Annotated in this window: 21 protein-coding genes; 13 read left to right on the forward strand and 8 right to left on the reverse strand. The window is 66.4% G+C overall.

The window, feature by feature from the left end:
- Positions 1 to 57: 57 nt before the first annotated feature.
- Positions 58 to 513: an outer membrane protein assembly factor BamE gene (locus tag GL279_RS00600; protein ID WP_155062662.1), complete on the forward strand. Its 456-nt coding sequence runs from the start codon at positions 58 to 60 to the stop codon at positions 511 to 513.
- A gap of 20 nt (positions 514 to 533) precedes the next feature.
- On the opposite strand, the gene msrB is transcribed toward GL279_RS00600, so the two are convergent.
- Positions 534 to 935 (reverse strand): peptide-methionine (R)-S-oxide reductase MsrB, encoded by a 402-nt coding sequence (msrB, locus tag GL279_RS00605; protein WP_155062663.1) that lies wholly within the window; start codon positions 933 to 935, stop codon positions 534 to 536.
- A 106-nt stretch (positions 936 to 1041) separates the two neighbouring features.
- On the opposite strand from msrB, the gene GL279_RS00610 reads away from it, so the two are divergent.
- From GL279_RS00610 to rnd, 3 genes are all read left to right on the forward strand, one after another.
- Positions 1042 to 1797 (forward strand): GNAT family N-acetyltransferase, encoded by a 756-nt coding sequence (locus GL279_RS00610; protein WP_155062664.1) that lies wholly within the window; start codon positions 1042 to 1044, stop codon positions 1795 to 1797.
- A gap of 43 nt (positions 1798 to 1840) precedes the next feature.
- Positions 1841 to 2971 carry a tRNA guanosine(34) transglycosylase Tgt gene (tgt, locus tag GL279_RS00615; RefSeq protein WP_155062665.1) on the forward strand — a complete coding sequence of 377 codons (1131 nt, stop codon included), beginning with the start codon at positions 1841 to 1843 and terminating at the stop codon, positions 2969 to 2971.
- Positions 2972 to 3096: 125 nt separating this feature from the next.
- Positions 3097 to 4269 carry a ribonuclease D gene (gene rnd, locus GL279_RS00620; RefSeq protein WP_343039680.1) on the forward strand — a complete coding sequence of 391 codons (1173 nt, stop codon included), beginning with the start codon at positions 3097 to 3099 and terminating at the stop codon, positions 4267 to 4269.
- A 50-nt stretch (positions 4270 to 4319) separates the two neighbouring features.
- Here rnd and GL279_RS00625 read toward each other — a convergent pair whose 3' ends face one another.
- The 3 genes from GL279_RS00625 to hisA are packed head-to-tail and all read right to left on the reverse strand — an operon-like array spanning position 4320 to position 6119.
- Positions 4320 to 4634, reverse strand: a complete 315-nt coding sequence (locus GL279_RS00625; protein WP_155062667.1) for a phosphoribosyl-ATP diphosphatase — start codon at positions 4632 to 4634, stop codon at positions 4320 to 4322.
- Positions 4631 to 5392: an imidazole glycerol phosphate synthase subunit HisF gene (gene hisF, locus GL279_RS00630; RefSeq protein WP_155062668.1), complete on the reverse strand. Its 762-nt coding sequence runs from the start codon at positions 5390 to 5392 to the stop codon at positions 4631 to 4633. Before hisF ends, GL279_RS00625 begins: the two co-directional genes overlap by 4 nt.
- A 10-nt stretch (positions 5393 to 5402) precedes the next feature.
- Positions 5403 to 6119: a 1-(5-phosphoribosyl)-5-[(5-phosphoribosylamino)methylideneamino]imidazole-4-carboxamide isomerase gene (hisA, locus tag GL279_RS00635; protein WP_155062669.1), complete on the reverse strand. Its 717-nt coding sequence runs from the start codon at positions 6117 to 6119 to the stop codon at positions 5403 to 5405.
- A gap of 123 nt (positions 6120 to 6242) precedes the next feature.
- Between hisA and GL279_RS00640 the strand changes: the two genes are divergently transcribed.
- Positions 6243 to 6629 carry a DUF2147 domain-containing protein gene (locus GL279_RS00640; protein WP_155062670.1) on the forward strand — a complete coding sequence of 129 codons (387 nt, stop codon included), beginning with the start codon at positions 6243 to 6245 and terminating at the stop codon, positions 6627 to 6629.
- Between the two features lie 57 nt (positions 6630 to 6686).
- Here the strand turns inward: GL279_RS00640 and hisH are convergent, their stop codons facing one another.
- Together hisH and hisB are read right to left on the reverse strand one after the other, a co-directional pair.
- On the reverse strand, positions 6687 to 7316 hold the full coding sequence (hisH, locus tag GL279_RS00645) for an imidazole glycerol phosphate synthase subunit HisH (protein WP_155062671.1): 630 nt from the start codon (positions 7314 to 7316) through the stop codon (positions 6687 to 6689).
- On the reverse strand, positions 7316 to 7903 hold the full coding sequence (gene hisB / locus GL279_RS00650; protein WP_155062672.1) for an imidazoleglycerol-phosphate dehydratase HisB: 588 nt from the start codon (positions 7901 to 7903) through the stop codon (positions 7316 to 7318). The genes hisH and hisB overlap by 1 nt, the downstream gene beginning before the upstream one ends.
- 179 nt (positions 7904 to 8082) lie before the next feature.
- Between hisB and GL279_RS00655 the strand changes: the two genes are divergently transcribed.
- A complete protein-coding gene (locus GL279_RS00655) occupies positions 8083 to 8685 on the forward strand; it encodes a hypothetical protein (RefSeq protein WP_155062673.1) in 603 nt (200 codons plus the stop codon).
- A 2-nt stretch (positions 8686 to 8687) separates the two neighbouring features.
- Entirely contained in the window at positions 8688 to 9050 is a 363-nt protein-coding gene (locus GL279_RS00660) for a cell division protein ZapA (RefSeq protein WP_155062674.1), read from the forward strand.
- A gap of 9 nt (positions 9051 to 9059) precedes the next feature.
- Here GL279_RS00660 and GL279_RS00665 read toward each other — a convergent pair whose 3' ends face one another.
- Complete coding sequence (locus tag GL279_RS00665) at positions 9060 to 9893, reverse strand: EamA family transporter (RefSeq protein WP_155062675.1); 834 nt, start codon at positions 9891 to 9893, stop codon at positions 9060 to 9062.
- Between the two features lie 324 nt (positions 9894 to 10217).
- Here GL279_RS00665 and GL279_RS00670 point away from each other — a divergent pair, with 324 nt between their 5' ends.
- From GL279_RS00670 to GL279_RS00690, 5 genes are all read left to right on the forward strand, one after another.
- On the forward strand, positions 10218 to 11363 hold the full coding sequence (locus GL279_RS00670; protein ID WP_281348935.1) for a sulfate ABC transporter substrate-binding protein: 1146 nt from the start codon (positions 10218 to 10220) through the stop codon (positions 11361 to 11363).
- 3 nt (positions 11364 to 11366) lie between these two features.
- Positions 11367 to 12206 (forward strand): sulfate ABC transporter permease subunit CysT, encoded by an 840-nt coding sequence (gene cysT, locus GL279_RS00675; protein WP_155062676.1) that lies wholly within the window; start codon positions 11367 to 11369, stop codon positions 12204 to 12206.
- Positions 12199 to 13098, forward strand: coding sequence for a sulfate ABC transporter permease subunit CysW (gene cysW / locus GL279_RS00680; RefSeq protein ID WP_155062677.1), 900 nt, complete (start codon positions 12199 to 12201; stop codon positions 13096 to 13098). Before cysT ends, cysW begins: the two co-directional genes overlap by 8 nt.
- A gap of 16 nt (positions 13099 to 13114) precedes the next feature.
- Positions 13115 to 13834, forward strand: coding sequence for a sulfate/molybdate ABC transporter ATP-binding protein (locus GL279_RS00685; RefSeq protein ID WP_155062678.1), 720 nt, complete (start codon positions 13115 to 13117; stop codon positions 13832 to 13834).
- A 202-nt stretch (positions 13835 to 14036) separates the two neighbouring features.
- Positions 14037 to 14951 (forward strand): calcium-binding protein, encoded by a 915-nt coding sequence (locus GL279_RS00690; RefSeq protein WP_155062679.1) that lies wholly within the window; start codon positions 14037 to 14039, stop codon positions 14949 to 14951.
- Positions 14952 to 14993: 42 nt separating this feature from the next.
- On the opposite strand, the gene GL279_RS00695 is transcribed toward GL279_RS00690, so the two are convergent.
- Positions 14994 to 15338, reverse strand: a complete 345-nt coding sequence (locus tag GL279_RS00695; protein WP_155062680.1) for a carboxymuconolactone decarboxylase family protein — start codon at positions 15336 to 15338, stop codon at positions 14994 to 14996.
- A 303-nt stretch (positions 15339 to 15641) separates the two neighbouring features.
- On the opposite strand from GL279_RS00695, the gene carB reads away from it, so the two are divergent.
- Positions 15642 to 18974, forward strand: a complete 3333-nt coding sequence (gene carB, locus GL279_RS00700) for a carbamoyl-phosphate synthase large subunit (protein WP_155062681.1) — start codon at positions 15642 to 15644, stop codon at positions 18972 to 18974.
- The last annotated feature ends 22 nt before the right edge of the window (positions 18975 to 18996 follow it).

Below are 18996 nucleotides of genomic sequence, written 5' to 3' on the forward strand. Positions count from 1 at the left end.
ATGAGTTTGCTAAGTCGGTCCCGCGGCGTCAACAGCTGCGCAAGAAACAGGTGCAAGATGAACATTTCCCGCCGCCGGATCATGGCCTTCGCACTGGTTCTGCCCGCAGCGCTGGCCGCTTGTCAGGCGACCTACCAGAACCACGGCTATGTGCCGCCCGAGGATCAGCTGGCGCAGGTGGTGGTCGGCAAGACCAACCAGTCCGAGCTGGACGGGATGATCGGCCGGCCCTCGGCGCAGGGGCTGCTGACCGGATCGGCATGGTATTACGTCGGCTCGCGCTGGGAAACCTATGGCCCGCGCCAGCCGCGCGAGATCGAGCGGCAGGTGCTGGCTGTCAGCTTTGACGGCAATGGCACCGTCACCAATATCGAACGTTTCGGGCTGGAGCGCGGGCAGGTGGTGACGTTGTCGCGCCGCGTCACCGATTCGGGCGTGACCAATATCGGCCTGCTGCGCCAGCTGATGGGCAACGTCGGTCGGGTGTCGGCCAGCGATCTGCTGGCCGACTGATCGCAGGGGCGGGGCGCCGGTCAAGCGGTCGGCGCAGGATCCGCGACAAAGCGCAGCGCCACGCCGTTGATGCAATAGCGCAGCCCGGTGGGCGGCGGCCCGTCGGGAAAGACATGGCCCAGATGCGCGTCGCAGCGGTGGCAGCGGACTTCGGTGCGCAACATGCCATGGGTGGTGTCGCGATGTTCGTCGATGGCGCCGCCCGGCCGCGAAAAGCTGGGCCAGCCGCAATGGCTTTCGAACTTGGCATCGCCCTCGAACAACCGCGCGCCGCAGCAGGTGCATTCGTAATGGCCCGGCCCGTTGGGAAAGCCGGGATGCGAGAACGGTCGTTCGGTCCCGGCCTGCCGGGTGACGCGATAGGTTTCCGGGTCCAGCCGGGCCCGCCACTCGGCGTCGGATTTCGTCACGTGATCTGTCATCTTGGCCCTTCATTCTGATGCACGGCTGTTACAAGATAGGCGCAAGGAGGGCTGGAACAAGGCGACCGCCGGTCGGCGCCTTTCCGAGACATGGGGCAAGGGAAGCATGATGCCGTTCCGCAAGGGTCGCTACGAGGTCCTGGCCGCCACAACCGAGGGTGAAATAAGGGAATCCCAAAGGTTGCGCTGGTTGTGCTTTCTGGGCCGCAATGCCGCAACTGACCAGCCCGACGCGCTGGATGCCGATGATTACGATAGCCGCTGCAGCCATGTGGTGATTCGCGAGACCGCCTCGGGCGTGATGGTGGCCTGTTTTCGGATGCTGACGCTGGAAAGCGGCGCCCAGATCGGCGACAGCTATTCGGCGCGCTATTACAACCTGTCACGTTTGCGTGATTTCTCGGGGCGCATGGTCGAGCTGGGCCGGTTCTGCATCCATCCCGAATGGCATGATCCCGATATCCTGCGGCTGGCCTGGGGCGCGCTTGCGCGGCATGTCGATGAACAGCAGGTGGCGCTGCTCTTTGGTTGTTCCAGTTTCATCGGCACCGATACCGAGGGTTATGCCGATGCCTTTGCCATGCTGCGCGAACGGCATCTGGCGCCGAAACGCTGGCTGCCGCGGGTCAAGGCGCCGAACGTGTTCCGCTTTGCCCGTGCCCTGCGCCTGAGGCGGCCCGACCCCCGCGCCGCCATGGCCGAGATGCCGCCGCTGCTGCGCTCTTATCTGGCGATGGGCGGCTGGGTCAGCGACCATGCCGTGGTCGATGCCCAGATGGACACGCTGCATGTCTTTACCGGGCTGGAGATTCGCGCCATTCCGCCGGGCCGTGCGAGACTCTTGCGCGCGACGATGGCATAGCTCGGCTTTGCATCCCGCCCGCAAACCGCCTATGTGCGCGGGCATGAGCGACAGATTCCAGTTTTCCGTCTCGGCCACCGACGGCCATGCCCGCACCGGCGTGATCCAGACCCCCCGGGGCGAGATCCGCACCCCTGCCTTCATGCCGGTCGGCACCGCCGCCACGGTCAAGGCGATGCTGCCCGAATCGGTGCGCGCCACCGGCGCCGACATCCTGCTGGGCAATACCTATCACCTAATGCTGCGCCCCGGCGCCGAACGCATCGCCCGGCTGGGCGGGTTGCACAAGTTCATGAACTGGCAACGCCCGATCCTGACCGATTCCGGCGGTTTTCAGGTCATGTCGCTGTCCAGCCTGCGCAAGCTGACCGAGGACGGCGTGACCTTCGCCAGCCATGTCGATGGCTCGCGCCATTTCCTGTCGCCCGAAACCAGCATGCAGATCCAGCGCGATCTGGGCTCGGACATCGTCATGGCCTTTGACGAGTGCCCGGCGCTGCCCGCGACCGAAGATGAGGTCGCCAAATCCATGCGCATGTCGATGCGCTGGGCGCAGCGCAGTCGCGACGCCTTTGGCGACCGGCCCGGACATGCGCTTTTCGGCATCATGCAGGGCGGCGTGACCCGCGATCTGCGCGAGGAATCGGCCGAGGCGCTGAAGGGCATCGGCTTTGACGGCTATGCCATCGGCGGCCTTGCCGTGGGCGAGGGGCAAGAGGCGATGTTCAGCGTGCTGGACTATGCCCCCGGTTTCCTGCCCGAAGACAAGCCGCGCTACCTGATGGGTGTGGGCAAGCCCGACGACATCGTCGGTGCCGTGGTGCGCGGCGTCGACATGATGGATTGCGTGCTGCCCTCACGCTCGGGGCGCACGGGGCAGGCCTGGACCCGGCGCGGTCAGGTCAATATCAAGAACGCCCGCCATGCCGACGATCCGCGCCCGCTGGATGCTGATTGCACCTGCCCGGCCTGCACCGGCTATTCGCGCGCCTATCTGCATCACGTCTTTCGCGCGCAGGAAATGATCTCGGGGATGCTGCTGACCTGGCACAACCTGCATTACTTCCAAGAGCTGATGGTCGGTCTGCGCGAGGCGATCGCGGCGGGACAGCTGGCCGGATTTGTCACGCAATTCGAGGCACAGCGAGCACAGGGCGACATAGATCCGCTGTAGGACGTAGCGCAGCTGCTTGATTTTCCGTGAAAGCTGCCGCAAGGCCGATATGAGAGAATCGGCGGATGCCCCGCCCTGCCTGAAAGATACATATGCCCGCGACCGCGTCCATTCGCCGAGAAGACATCCGCACCATCACCACCACCGCCGAGCTTGCCGAGTTTTGCGAACTGGCCAAGGCCCAGCCCTATGTGACGCTGGATACCGAATTCCTGCGCGAGCGGACCTATTACTCCAAGCTCTGCCTGATTCAGGCGGCGCTGCCGCCTGCCTCGGGCGCCAAGGGCGAGGCGGGGCCGGCGGTGCTGATCGACCCGCTGCTGGGCGATCTGTCGCTGGAACCGCTTTACGACCTCTTCCGCCACAAGGCGACGGTCAAGGTGTTCCACGCCGCCCGTCAGGATCTCGAAATCTTTTACCACGACGCCGGCGTCCTGCCCGATCCTTTGTTCGACACCCAGATCGCGGCCATGGTCTGCGGCTTTGGCGAACAGGTGGGCTATGAGACGCTGGTGAAAAAGATCGCCCGCCAGCCGCTGGACAAATCCTCGCGCTTTACCGACTGGTCGCACCGGCCGCTGTCGGATGCGCAGGCCGCCTATGCGCTGGCCGATGTGACGCATCTGCGCGCGATCTACGAATTCCTTGCCAGCCAGCTGCAAAAGACCGGCCGCGCTCCCTGGCTTCAGGAAGAGGTCGCGGTGCTTCTGAACCCCGAAACCTATATCACCCGCCCCGAAGAGGCGTGGGAGCGCGTGCGCACCCGCTCGGGTTCGCCGCGCTTTCTGGCCGTGGTGCGCGAGCTGGCGCGGTTCCGCGAGACCTATGCACAGGAACGCGACATCCCCCGTGCCCGTGTCTACAAGGATGACGCGCTGATCGAGCTGGCCTCGACCAAGCCGCTGACCGAGGCGGATCTGGGCAAGTCGCGGCTGCTTTTGCGCGATGCCCGGCGCGGCGACATCGCCAATGGCATCCTTGCGGCGGTCAAGGTCGGGCTTGAAACCAAGGACCTGCCCAAACCCGCGCCCGAGGAACAGGGCCGGCCGGGAAATGCGGCGCTGGCCGATTTGCTGCGCGTGCTGCTGAAGGCCAAGTCGGACGAGGCGGGCGTTGCCCCGCGCCTGATCGCCTCGGCGGCCGATCTTGATGCCATCGCCTCGGGGGCACGCGATCTGCCGGCGCTTTGCGGCTGGCGGGCCGAGGTCTTTGGTCGTGATGCCCTGCGCCTTGCCGGCGGCGAAATCGCGCTTTCGGCCATGGGCGGCGCGGTGCGCGTGGTGCAGGTGGCGGGCTAGACCCCGGGGCTACGGGTTGCGCGCGCCATCCCGGCGCCGCGCCCGCTGCCCTATTTCCGCGCGGCCTTCTCGGCGATGCCCGACACACCTTCGCGGCGGTCGAGTTCCGCCTCGACGTCGGCCAGTGTTACCCCACGCGCGGCCAGCATGACCAGCAGATGGTAAAGCGCATCCGCCGCCTCGCTGATCAGCTTGGCGCGGTCGCCCTTGACCGCCTCGATGATCGCCTCGACGGCCTCTTCCCCGAATTTCTCGGCGCATTTCTCGGGGCCCTTGGCCAGCAGCTTGGCGGTCCAGCTGCTGTCGGGATCGGCAAATTTGCGGTCCTCGATGGTCGCGGCCAGTCGGTGCAGTCCAGTGCTCATATCAGCCTCACGGGGATGCCGGCGGCCGCCATATGTTCCTTGGCCTCGCGCACCGAAAAGGTTCCAAAGTGAAAGATCGAGGCCGCCAGCACCGCGCTCGCATGGCCTTCCAGCACACCCTCGGCCAGATGCTCCAGCGCACCGACCCCGCCCGAGGCGATGACCGGCACATTGACCGCATCGGCCACGGCCCGGGTCAGCGGGATATTGAAGCCGGATTTGGTGCCGTCGCGGTCCATGCTGGTCAGCAGGATCTCGCCCGCCCCCTTGGCGGCGACGGTGCGGGCGAATTCCACCGCGTCGATGCCGGTGGGCTTGCGCCCGCCATGGGTAAAGATCTCCCACTTGCCCGGCGCCACGGTCTTGGCGTCGATGGCGCAGACGATGCACTGGCTGCCAAAGCGGTCGGCGGCCTCGGCGATCACATCGGGATTGGCCAAGGCGGCGGAATTGAAGCTGACCTTGTCGGCCCCGGCCAGCAGCAGCGCGCGCACATCGTGATGGCTGCGCACGCCGCCGCCCACGGTCAGCGGCACGAAACAGGCCTCGGCGGTGCGGGTGACCAGATCGAACATGGTGCCGCGGTTTTCATGCGTGGCATGGATGTCCAGAAAACAGATCTCGTCGGCCCCCGCCGCATCATAGGCGCGCGCGGCCTGAACCGGATCACCGGCATCGACCAGATCGACAAAATTCACGCCCTTGACCACGCGGCCGTCGGCCACGTCAAGGCAGGGGATCACGCGGGTCTTCAGCATCCTCGGCCTCTCATGCCAGCGCGCGCAGCGCCTCGCCCAGATTGATCGCGCCATCATAAAGCGCCCGGCCCGAAATCGCCCCCGCGATCACATGCGTGTCGCGCAGTGCCAGCAGGTCCTGCATCGCGCTGACCCCGCCCGAGGCGATGACCGGAATCGTCACCGCCCGCGCCAAGGCCTCGGTCGCGGGGATGTTCGGCCCCTGCATGGCGCCGTCGCGGTCGATGTCGGTATAGATGATCGCGGCCACGCCCACATCCTCGAACTGCCGCGCCAGATCGGTCGCCATCACGTCGGTTTCCTCGGCCCAGCCGCGCGTGGCGACCCGGCCGGCGCGGGCGTCGATGCCGACGGCGATCTTGCCGGGGAAGGCCAGCGCCGCCTCGCGCACCAGCGCGGGGTTCTCGACCGCGACCGTGCCCAGGATGACGCGGGCCAGCCCCCGCTCCAGCCATGTCTCGATGGTGGCCATGTCGCGGATGCCGCCGCCCAGCTGCGCCGGAACCGAGACCGAGGCCAGGATCGCCTCGACCGCCGCGCCATTGACCGGCTTGCCGGCAAAGGCGCCGTTCAGATCGACCAGATGCAACCATTGCGCACCCGCCTCCTGAAAAGCCAGCGCCTGCGCCGCCGGGTCAGAGCCGAACACCGTCGCCGCCTCCATGTCGCCACGCAGCAGCCGCACGCAATTGCCGTCCTTGAGGTCGATGGCGGGATAAAGGATCATCGTCTCACTCCTGATCGTTGGCGCCCCTTTGCCACAGTCGCGGCCGATCCGCAAACGCCACGTCGGGCTTGATCAGCGGGCACGCGCCCGGCCATTCTCTGCCGTGACAAGCGGAGGAATCACATGAAATCACCGGCACTGGCGGCGGCATTCGCGCTGATCGCAGGCGCGGCCATGGCGGATGGCATCTCGGGCACCTTCCGCACCCAGCCCAATGATCAGGGTCAGGCGGGGCTGGTCGAATTCTATGACTGCGGCGGCAAATATTGCGGCAAGCTGATCAAAAGCTTCGACAAGGCCGGCGCCGAGCTGAAGACCAAAAACACCGGCAAGAACATCGTCGCGAATATGACCGACAATGGCGGCGGCAGCTTCTCGGGTGGCACGATCTGGGATCCCGGTGCCGACCGGACCTATCGCTCCAAGATGGTGCTCAGCGGCAATACGCTCAAGGTCTCGGGCTGCATCGCGGTCTTTTGCCGAACCCAGACTTGGACCCGCGCCAGGTAGCTTCTTTCGTGCGCAAATATCCCGGGGTCCGGGGCAGAGCCCCGGTCCCAAGGCCGCTCAGGGACGCCAGCGCAGGAAATTGCCGATGATGCGCAGCCCGACTGCCTGCGATTTCTCGGGATGGAACTGGGTGCCGATGATATTGTCGCGCCCGACCACCGCCGTCACCGGCCCGCCGTAATCGGCGACCGCCAGCAAATGCGCGGGGTCGGTGACCCGGAACTGCCAGCTGTGCACGAAATAGGCGTGATCGCCGGTCGCGATGCCCTCCAGCACCGGATGCGGCGCCAGCACGGCCAGATCGTTCCAGCCCATATGCGGCACCTTCAGCCCCGGCGCGGTGATGGCGTCGATCTCGCCACCGATCCAGCCAAGGCCGGCCGTGTCGCGATATTCATGGCCCAGATCGGCCAGCATCTGCATGCCGACGCAGATCCCCATGAAAGGCACACCGCGCGCCAGCACCGCCTCGCGCAGCGCCTCGACCATGCCCGGCACCGCATCCAGCGCCGCCTTGCAGGCCGGAAATGCCCCGTCACCCGGCAGCACGATGCGTTCGGCCCGCGCCACCACCTCGGGATCCGAGGTCACCACCACCTCGGCCCCGGTCTCGCGCCCCATCAGGGCAAAGGCCTTTTCCGCCGAATGCAGGTTGCCGCTGTCGTAATCGACCAGCGCGACGCGCATCACAGCGCCCCCTTGGTCGAGGGCAGCACGCCCGCCATGCGCGGATCGGGCTCGACCGCCTCGCGCAGCGCACGGGCCACGGCCTTGAAGGCCGCCTCGGCGATGTGATGGCTGTTGAAGCCGTGGATGCGGTCCACATGCAGCGTCACCCCGCCATGGGTGCTGATCGCCTGAAAGAACTCGCGCACCAGTTGGGTGTCGAATGTGCCGATCTTTTCGGTCGGGAAATCGACGTTCCAGACCAGATAGGCACGCCCCGACAGATCCAGCGCCGCCGCGACCTGCGCATCATCCATCGCCAGATGAAAGCGGCCATAGCGGCGGATGCCCTTCTTGTCGCCCAAAGCCTGCACCAGCGCCTGACCGATGGCGATGCCGGTGTCCTCGACGGTGTGGTGATCGTCCACATGCAGATCGCCTGTGGCGCGGATGGTCAGGTCGATCAGCGAATGCCGCGACAGCTGGTCCAGCATATGGTCGAAAAACCCGACCCCGGTCTGGTTGTCGTAACGACCGCTGCCGTCCAGATCCAGGGTGACCTCGATCTGCGTCTCGGCGGTCTTGCGGCTGATGGTGGCGCGGCGCATCTCGTCTCCTCATGCAGGCTCGGCCCGCTTATAGGCGGGCGCGGCGCGGCTGAAAAGCCGGGCGTGATCCCGGCCGTCGCTGCCCTATCGCTGCGGAAAGCCGCCGCCGTTCTTGTCATATGGCCGCCGCGATGCCAGAAAGTCAGGAAACCCCGAGCGCCCGAAAGGAACTCCGGCTGATGAAAGACGACCTCAACGCCAGCGAAAAGCGGCTGATCGCCGCGCTCGACCGGATCGACCAGATCATAGATCGCGCCGCCCGGCCAGAAGCCGCGCCCGTCGCCGCACCCGATGCGGATGCCCTGCGGGACGCTCTGGAGGAAACCCGTCGCCTGTCGGACGCCCTGACCGGGCAAGAGGCCGCGCGGCTCGACGCCGAGGTGCGTCTGGCCGAGGCCAACAGCCGTCTGGACGAGGCCGGGGCCGAGGCTTCCCGGCTGGCCGCCGCCAATGCCGCTCTGGCCGAGGCCAATGCCGCCCTGCTGGCCGGCACCCCCGGTGCTGCCGAGATCCGGCAGGCCTTCGAGGCCGAACTGGACGCCCTGCGCGCCGCCCGTGCCGCCGAAATGGGGCAGGTGGGCGATATCCTTGGCACGCTCGACCGCCTGCTGGCGACCGATATCGCGCCCGAAGCCCCCGCCGCGCCCCGCCGCGAACCGGCGCAACCGGCCATGGTGGAAACCCCCATGCCGATCGAAACCGCGTCGATCGAAACCGCATCCGGCGAGCCGGCCCCGACCACGGGCGCGCCGGCCGACCGCACATCCGCCAGCGAGGACTGATCATGGCACAGGTGGATTTCTTCATCGGCAACAAGAACTACAGCCTGACCTGCCAAGAGGGCGAGGAACGCCTGCTGAAACGCGCCGCATCGCTTTTCGATGCCGAGGCGCAGGCGATTCTGGAACAGGCCGGCCGCATGCCCGAACCGCGGCTGCTGCTGCTGGCCGGGCTGATGCTGGGCGAACGCGCCGCCGCGCTCGAAGACCGGCTGTCCTCGCTGGAACGCGAGCTGAACCGCATCAAGACCAACCCGCCGCGGGTCGAGGTGCCGGTGGTGCCGCCCAGCCTCTCCGAGGCCATGGCGGAACTGGCCGCCCGCGCCGAGGCCCTGGCGCAAAAGGCCGAAGACCAGCTTTCCGCCTGAGACCCCCGCTCAGCCCAGCCGCAGCACCATCGCGCCCATGGCGATGATCGCGGCTGCGGCGATCCGCTGCGCGCCGACGCGTTCATGCAGCACCAGCCCCGAAATCAGCGTGCCGAACAGGATCGAGGTCTCGCGCAGCGCCGAAACCGTGGCCACCGGCGCCAGCGTCATCGCCCAAAGCGCCAGCCCATATGAGGCCGAGGTGCCGATGCCGCCGATCAGCCCGGTCGCGGCATGGCGGCGCAGATCGGCGCGAAAGGCCGCGCGGCGAAACAGCAGCGCCCAGCCCAGAAAGGGCAGGCCGGTCAGCAGAAAGATCCAGAACGCATAGCCCGCCGGCGCCCCCGACAGCCGCACGCCGATGCCATCGACCAGCGTATAGCCGGCGATCACCCCGGCATTGGCCAAGGCCAGCCCGATGCCGCGCCGCCCCGTGCCCCGCCCGGCCAGCGCCATGCCCAGCACCCCCGCGCAGATGATGGCCACGCCCAGCGCGGCATGCAGGCCCAGCCGCTCGTGCAGCAGCACCAGACTGGCCAGCGCCACCAACAGCGGCGCTGCCCCGCGCATGACCGGATAGGCCAGGCTCATCTCGGCGACATGATAGATGCGGGCCACCATCAGGAAATAGACGCCCTGCAGCAGCACCGAGATCAGGATATAGGGCCAGCTTGCCTGCGCCGGCTGGGCGACAAAGGGCAGCACCACCGCCGCGATGGCCGAGGCGAAACAGGCGATCAGCGTCGTCGACATCAGCTTGTCGCGCCCGCTCTTGACCAGCGCGTTCCAGCCTGCGTGCAGGGCGGCGGCAAAGAGCACCGTGGCAAAGGCAGGCAGGCTCATCGGGGCAGGTGCATCGCGGGCGGGCGCATGGGGGACGGGTCTTTCGGCAGGGGCAACCGGCCGGCAAGCTGCGGCAAAGCCCGTCCGGCGGCAAGACCGATCCGCAGCGGCAAAACCCCGCGATTCTGCCCGTCACGCGGCTGTATGCGCCCCATCATGCCCGCCGGCTTCGCGCAGGAACCCGGTCTAGCGCCTTGAATTGTAATGACAATAAAAACGACAGACAAACACGCGTTTTTTCTTGAAATAAACGATAAAGGCTGTCGTAATTAGGGAATATGGACCGGCACCTGCCTGCCGGTCTGGTTACAAGGAAAGATTGTCATGATTCGCACGATTCGCGTGAACGATACCCAGCTTGCGCATGGTCGCGTCACCCATCGCCATCTTGATGGGCGCCTGACCGTGCAGGACGGCACCAAGTCGATGACCGGCTATCCGCTGCGTCCGGGCCTGTTGCAACGTTGCCTGGGTTTCGCGGTCCGGCGCAATCTGGCGGTGGCGCTGATGCTGGGCGGTCTGGCGCTCGGGGGCACGCAGGCCCGCGCCGACAACAGCCTGCTGAACGTCAGCTATGACCCGACGCGCGAGCTCTATCGTGACGTGAACGCGGCCTTTGCCAAGGAATGGGAGGCGGCGGGCCACAAGGCACCCAGCATCGAAAGCTCGCATGGTGGCTCGGGCGCGCAGGCGCGGGCGGTGATCGACGGGCTCAAGGCGCAGGTGGTGACACTGGCGCTGGCCTCGGACATCGACAAGATCGCCGAAAAGGGCCTTCTGCCCGAGGATTGGCAGTCGCGCCTGCCGCATAACTCCTCGCCCTATACCTCGACCATCGTGTTCCTCGTGCGCGAGGGCAATCCCAAGGGCATCAAGGACTGGGACGATCTGGTCAAGGACGGCGTCGAAGTCGTCACCCCGAACCCCAAGACCTCGGGCGGGGCGCGCTGGAACTATCTGGCCGCCTGGGCCTGGGCGCAAAAGAACGGCAAGGACCCCAAGGAATTCGTGCACGAGCTGTATCAGCACGTTCCGGTGCTTGACAGCGGCGCGCGCGGCTCGACCACGACCTTCACCCAGCGCGAGATCGGCGACGTGCTGCTGGCCTGGGAAAACGAGGCCTATCTGGCGCTGAACGAACTTGGCGATGACCAGTTCGACATCGTGGTGCCCTCGGTCTCGGTCCTGGCCGAGCCGCCGGTGGCGCTGGTCGACAAGAACATCGCCGATGACGAACAAAAACAGCTCGCCACCGCCTATCTGGACTATCTCTACTCGCCCGCAGGGCAGGCGCTGGCCTTCAAGCATTACTACCGCGCATGGGATGCCAGCGCCGCCGACCCGGCCGATGTGGCGCGCTTTCCCAAGCTGGATCTGGTGACCATCGCCGATTTCGGCGGCTGGAAAAAAGCACAGCCCGAGCATTTCGGCGATGGCGGCATCTTCGACCAGATCTATTCGGGGAAATAGGCGATGGCCCTATCGCTGAGGATCCAGAAATCCCCCATGCCCGGCTTTCGCCTGGGCATGGGCATTACGCTGGCCATGCTGTCGCTGATCGTCATCCTGCCGGTCGGCGCGCTTTTGGCCAAGGGCGCCAGCTACGGTCTTTCGGGCATCTGGGGCACGGTGAACACGCCCCGCGTCTGGGCCGCGCTTTACCTGTCGTTCCGGCTGTCCTTCTTTGCCGCGCTCTTCAACCTCGTGTTCGGGACGCTGCTGGCCTGGGTGCTGGCGCGCTATGAATTTCCCGGCCGCCGGCTGATCGACGCGCTGGTTGACCTGCCCTTTGCCCTGCCGACGGCCGTGGCGGGCATCGCGCTGACCACGCTTTACGCCCCGAACGGCGTCTTTGGCAGCGTCTTCAAATCACTGGGCATCAAGATCGCCTATACCGAATGGGGCATCCTGATCGCGCTGATCTTCGTGGGCCTGCCCTTTGTCACCCGCACCGTGCAGCCCGTCATTGACGAGATCGAGCGCGAGGTCGAGGAAGCCTCGGCCACGCTGGGCGCCGGGCGGCTTTATACCATGCGCCGCGTCATCCTGCCGGCGCTGGCGCCGGCGGCGCTCACCGGCTTTGCGCTGTCTTTGGCGCGCGCGGTCGGCGAATACGGCTCGGTCATCTTCATCGCCGGCAACCTGCCGCTGAAGACCGAAATCGCGCCCCTCTTGATCGTCATCAAGCTGGAAGAATTCGACTATAACGGCGCGGCGGCCATCGGCCTTGCGATGCTGCTGATCTCGTTCACGATGCTTCTGGTCATCAACCTCATCCAGATCTGGTCTCGGCGGAGGATCGGCCATGTTTGACAGCAGCTTTCAGGAGCCCCTGCTGACCCCGACCGAGGGCAACCGCCACCCATGGCGCCCGGCGACCGAGGAAAGCCCGCTGGTCCGTCGCATCCTGATCGCCGTGGCCGTGCTGGGTCTGGCGGTTCTGGTGGTGGCCCCCCTGGGCGTCGTCTTTGCCGAGGCGCTGGCCAAGGGCGCCGGCGCCGCCATCGCCTCGCTCGCCAGCCCCGACGCGCTGTCGGCGATCAAGCTGACGCTCTTGGTCGCGGGCATCTCGGTGCCGGTCAACGCCGTCTTTGGCGTCGCCGCCGCCTGGACCATCACCAAGTTCGATTTTCGCGGCAAGGCCTTCCTGATCACGCTGATCGACCTGCCGTTCTCGATCTCGCCGGTGGTGGCGGGTCTGGCGCTGGTGCTGCTCTTCGGCGCCAACAGCCTGATCGGCGGCTGGCTGGTGGCGCAGGGCTTTCCGATCATCTTTGCGCTGCCGGGCATCGTGCTGGCCTCGGTCTTTGTCACCTTCCCCTTTGTGGCGCGCGAGCTGATCCCGGTGATGATCGAACAGGGCCGCACCGAGGAAGAGGCGGCGCTGACGCTGGGCGCCTCGGGCTGGCGGGTGTTTCGCACCGTGACGCTGCCCAATATCAAATGGGCGCTGCTTTACGGCGTGCTTCTGTGCAATGCCCGCGCCATGGGCGAATTCGGCGCCGTCGCCGTCGTCTCGGGCAAGATCCGCGGCCAGACCGCCACCATGCCGATCACCATCGAGATGATGTATAACGAATATCTCTCGGTCGCGGCCTTTACCCTGGCTGCGGTGCTGGCGCTGCTTGGGCTGCTGACCCTCGCCCTCAAGACCCTTCTGGAGTGGCGTCATGCCGACCAGCTTTCCGCCATCCGTCGCCACTAAGTATCCGAGGTTTCCCATGCATATCGAAATCGACGAGATCGCCAAGGAATTCGGCGCCACCACCGCGCTGAAACCCGTCAGCCTGGCCATCCCCTCGGGGGCGCTGGTGGCGCTGCTGGGCCCCTCGGGCTCGGGCAAGACGACGCTGCTGCGCATCCTTGGCGGGCTGGAATTCCCGACCTCGGGCCGGGTGCTCTTTGACGGGCAGGACGCCACCGGCATGACCGTGCAGGAACGCCGCGCCGGCTTCGTCTTCCAAAGCTATGCGCTCTTCAAGCACATGACGGTGTTTGAAAACATCGCTTACGGGCTGCGCGCCCGCCCGCGCGCCACCCGCCCGCCCGAGGCCGAGATCCAGCGCCGCGTGTCCAAGCTGCTGGACCTGATCCAGCTGCCCCAGATCGCCACCCGCTTTCCCAGCCAGCTCTCGGGCGGCCAGCGCCAGCGCGTGGCTTTGGCCCGCGCGCTCGCGATTGAGCCGCGCATGCTTCTGCTTGACGAACCTTTCGGCGCGCTCGACGCCCAAGTGCGCAAGGAATTGCGTCAGGGTCTGCGCGAGATCCACGACACCACCGGCCTGACCACCGTTTTCGTCACCCACGATCAGGACGAGGCGATGGAGCTGGCCGATCTGGTCGTCGTCATGTCCATGGGCCGCATCGAACAGGTCGGCCGCCCGCAGGACATCCGCGCCCGCCCGGCCACCGCCTTCGTGCGCCAGTTCATCGAGGCCTAAGCCGGCCCCCCGACCGGGCCCAGCCCCCATCCAAGGCCCCGCCCGGCAACCGGCGGGGCCTAGCCATATCGCGCGCCCCGCCGCCCCGGACCTGCCTTTTCGACAGGTTGCACTTGCATCCATTCGCGCCAAGTCTGGCCAATGCGTCTGCCGTTGCGGCGGCGCAGGGAATGGTAACGGTTTTTCAGACAGGATTTGCAACATGGCCCGGGTTCAGAGTTTTCTTCCCTTTGACCAGACGACGATCAACTTCAACGCGCTCTATTTCGGCAACGCCGATTTCTACAACAACAGCTACCTGACGCTGGGCGGCAACACCTATGAGGATGCCGGCATCGTCAGCTACACCGGCAGCGACGGGCTGGCCTATCTGAACGTGATCGGCGGGCAGGGGCTTGGCGCCAATATCTATGACGAGGTGGTGACGGGCCGCATCACCGGACTGTTTCAGGCGGTCGGCACCAGCACGGCGCAATATTATGACCATGTCTTCCTGACCGGCATCTCGATCACCGGCGCCGAATTCTACCGCGCCTCCAGCACGCGCGGCACGCAGGACGATCAGGCGCTGCTGGGCAAGGCGCTGGCCGGCAATGACCGTTTCGATCTCAGCAATTACGACGACCGCGCGCAGGGGCGCGGCGGCCATGACACGATGTTCGGCAATGGCGGCCATGACACGCTCGAGGGCGGGCTTGGCAATGACTCGCTTTACGGCGGCGGGGGCAACGACCGGCTGCTGGGCGGCATGGGCAATGACCGGCTGACCGGCGGCACCGGCGCGGATGTGTTCATCTTCAACAGCACGGCCGAGCTGGGGCTGATGGCCTCGGCCACCGATGTCATCACCGATTTCCGCCCCGGTGTGGACCGCATCAACCTGTCGGGCATCGACGCCATGACCGGCGTGGCCGGCAATCAGGCCTTTGTCTTTGTCGGGCGCAACGCCATCGGCACCTCGCCGCAGGGTGAGGTCTCGTTCCAGCTTTACGACCGGCCCGGCACCGCCGACGATGTGACGCTGGTGCGCATCGACACCGACGGCGACCGCGACGCCGAGGCGGTGATCCGCCTGACCGGGCTGCATCTGCTCAGCGCCTCGGATTTCATCCTGTAGTCCTGCGGTCGCGGGGCAGGGGGCCTGCCCCGCAATCCAAGGCTATTTCCCGCTCGCGCCGAATTGCTCGGCCGCCTCGAAGGCGCGCGAGGAATAGACCAGCGCCGCGCCCATGTTCATCGACATGGCGACGCCAAGGGCCTCGGCGATTTCCTCCTTGGTGGCGCCGGCGCTGACCGCCTCGCGGGCATGGACCGAAATGCAGCCGTCGCAACGCGTGGTGACCGCCACCGCCAGCGAGATCAGCTGCCGGGTCTTTTCGTCCAGATGCCCGCTTTTGCGGCCCGCGCCGCTGGCCTGCATATAGGCGCCGACCGAATCCGGTGCATAGCCGTTCAAGGTGCCGATCCGGCCCAACAGATCCTCGCGGAAGTCCTTCCAGTCCATCTTGCCTTCTCCCCATGCTGCATGGCCCGGCCCGGATGGGCGGGCAGGGGTGATTCCGACGCCGATCCCGGCCCCTGTCGAGTCATCCCTTGGTCCCGTGCGGACACCCCACGACCCGCGCAGGCGCTTTGCCCCGGGGGCGCGCCAAGGCGGCAAACCGGGGGCAGGACCGGCCCCCGCCCCATGGCATCGGCAGGGGCGCACGCATTTTGTCCGGGGCCGGCAACGCGCGGACCCTTGCGCCTTGGCCTGCCACGGCTATAACCCCGGACGATTTATCTGCCGCAAGCCCGAGGGACCGTCATGCCGAAAAGAACCGATATCAAATCCATCCTGATCATCGGCGCCGGTCCCATCGTGATCGGGCAGGCCTGCGAGTTCGACTATTCGGGCGCTCAGGCCTGCAAGGCGCTGCGCGAAGAGGGCTACCGGGTCATTCTGGTGAACTCGAACCCGGCGACGATCATGACCGACCCGGAAATGGCCGATGCCACCTATATCGAGCCGATTACCCCCGAGATGGTCGAAAAGATCATCGCCAAGGAACGCCCCGACGCGCTGTTGCCGACCATGGGCGGGCAGACCGGGCTGAACACCGCGCTGGCCTTGGCAGATGCCGGCGTGCTGAACCGCTACGGGGTCGAGCTGATCGGCGCGCAGCGCGCCGCCATCGAGATGGCCGAGGACCGCAAGCTGTTCCGCGAGGCGATGGACCGCATCGGGCTGGAAAACCCGCGCGCGACCATCGTGGCCGCACCGAAGCTGCCGAACGGCAAATATGACATCGCCTCGGGCATCGCCCAGGCCATGACCGATCTGGAAGAGATCGGCCTGCCCGCGATCATCCGTCCCGCTTTCACGCTGGGCGGCACCGGCGGCGGCGTGGCCTATAACCGCGACGATTACGAACGCATCGTGCGCTCGGGGCTGGAGGCCTCGCCGGTGGCGCAGGTGCTGGTCGATGAATCGCTGCTGGGTTGGAAGGAATACGAATTCGAGGTGGTGCGCGACCGCGCCGACAACGCGATCATCGTCTGCTCCATCGAGAACGTCGATCCGATGGGCGTGCATACCGGCGATTCGATCACCGTCGCCCCGGCGCTGACCCTGACCGACCGCGAATATCAGCGCATGAGGAACGGCTCGATTGCCGTCCTGCGCGAGATCGGCGTCGAAACCGGCGGCTCGAACGTGCAATGGGCGGTGAACCCGAAAGACGGCCGCATGGTCGTGATCGAGATGAACCCGCGCGTCTCGCGGTCCTCGGCGCTGGCGTCGAAGGCCACCGGCTTCCCCATTGCCAAGGTCGCGGCCAAGCTTGCCGTGGGTTACACGCTGGACGAACTCGACAACGACATCACCAAGGTGACGCCGGCCTCGTTCGAGCCCTCGATCGACTATGTCGTGACCAAGATCCCGCGCTTTGCGTTTGAGAAATTCCCGGGCTCCAAACCCGAGCTGACCACGGCGATGAAATCCGTGGGCGAAGTGATGGCGATTGGCCGCAGCTTCCACGAATCGCTGCAAAAGGCGCTTTCCTCGATGGAAAACGGCCTGACCGGGCTGGACGAGATCGAGATCCCCGGCGCGCCCGAGAAATCGGCCGTGGTCAAGGCGATCAGCGCCCAAACCCCCGACCGGCTGCGCCTGATCGCGCAGGCCATGCGCCACGGCCTGAGCGATGACGAAATCCGGCACGCCACCGCCTTCGACCCGTGGTTCCTGTCGCGCCTGCGCGAGATCGTGGACGCCGAGAATGCCGTGCGCGACAGCGGCCTGCCCAAGGATCTGGACGGTCTGCGCAAGCTGAAGATGATGGGCTTTACCGATGCGCGTCTGGCGACCCTGACCCGCCTGACCGAAAAGGCCGTGCGCGACGCCCGCCGCGCCCATGACCTGCACCCGGTCTTCAAGCGCATCGACACCTGCGCCGCAGAATTCGAGGCGCAGACCCCCTATATGTATTCGACCTACGAAGCCCCGGCGATGGGCGACGTGGAAAACGAAGCCCGCCCCAGCGACCGCAAGAAGGTCGTCATCCTGGGCGGCGGCCCGAACCGGATCGGCCAGGGCATCGAGTTCGACTATTGCTGCTGCCACGCCTGCTTCGCGCTGACCAAGGCCGGCTATGAAACGATCATGGTCAACTGCAACCCGGAAACCGTCTCGACCGATTACGACACCTCGGACCGGCTGTATTTTGAACCGCTGACGCTGGAGCATGTGCTTGAAATCCTGCGCATCGAGCAGGAAAACGGCACGCTGCACGGGGTGATCGTGCAATTCGGCGGCCAGACGCCGCTGAAACTGGCCAATGCGCTGGAATCCGAAGGCATCCCGATCCTGGGCACCACGCCGGACGCCATCGACCTGGCCGAGGACCGCGAGCGCTTCCAGAAGCTGCTGAACGATCTGAACCTCAAGCAGCCGATCAACGGCATCGCCTCGACCGACGCGCAGGCCATCGCCATCGCCGAGCGCATCGGCTTCCCGCTGGTCATCCGCCCCTCTTACGTGCTGGGCGGCCGCGCGATGGAGATCGTGCGCGACATGGACCAGCTCAACCGCTACATCCGCGAGGCGGTGAACGTCTCGGGCGACAGCCCGGTCCTGCTCGACAGCTACCTCTCCGGCGCGATCGAGGTTGACGTGGACGCCCTCAGCGACGGCGGCAACGTCCATGTCGCAGGCATCATGGAGCATATCGAGGAAGCCGGCGTCCACTCGGGCGACAGCGCCTGCTCGCTCCCCCCGCACACGCTCGACGCCGCCACCATCGCCGAGCTGAAAGTCCAGACCACTGCCATGGCCCGCGCCCTGAACGTCGTCGGCCTGATGAACGTGCAATTCGCGCTCAAAGACGGCGAGATCTACGTGCTCGAGGTCAACCCGCGCGCCTCGCGCACCGTGCCCTTCGTCGCCAAGGCCACCGACAGCGCCATCGCCTCGATCGCCGCACGCCTGATGGCGGGCGAGCCGCTGGCGAACTTCCCGACCCGCGCCGCCTATCCCGAAGGCGTCGGCCCCGAGGACAGCTTCCCCTTCGCCGATCCCCTGACGCTCGCTGACCCGAACACGCCCTGGTTCTCGGTCAAAGAGGCCGTGCTGCCCTTCGCCCGCTTCCCCGGCGTCGACACGCTGCTCGGCCCGGAAATGCGCTCGACCGGCGAGGTCATGGGCTGGGACCGCAGCTTCGCCCGCGCCTTCCTGAAATCGCAGATGGGCGCCGGCACCAACCTGCCGTCCGAGGGGCTGGTCTTCGTCTCCGTCCGCGACGCCGACAAGACCGAGGCTTTGGCTCAGGCCGCCCGCGACCTGACAGAGATGGGTTTCAAGCTGGTCGCCACCGGCGGCACCGCCCGCTTCCTGCGCGAGCAGGGCGTTGAAACCGAGCTGGTCAACAAGGTCTACGAAGGCCGCCCGAACATCGTCGACCGCCTGAAAAACGGCGAGATCGTCATGGTCCTGAACACCACCGAAGGCGCCCAGGCCATCGCTGACTCCCGCGACATCCGCGCCGTCGCCCTGAACGACAAGATCCCGTATTATACGACGGCAGCGGGAAGCATCGCTGCCGTGGCCGCGATTAAGTCGCGCGGGGAAGGCGAGGTCGGGGTCAGGGCGTTGCAGGCTTGATCGCACCAAGATGCACTAGGCG

This window comes from Paracoccus limosus (genome assembly GCF_009711185.1).
Classification (GTDB): Bacteria; Pseudomonadota; Alphaproteobacteria; order Rhodobacterales; family Rhodobacteraceae; genus Paracoccus; species Paracoccus limosus.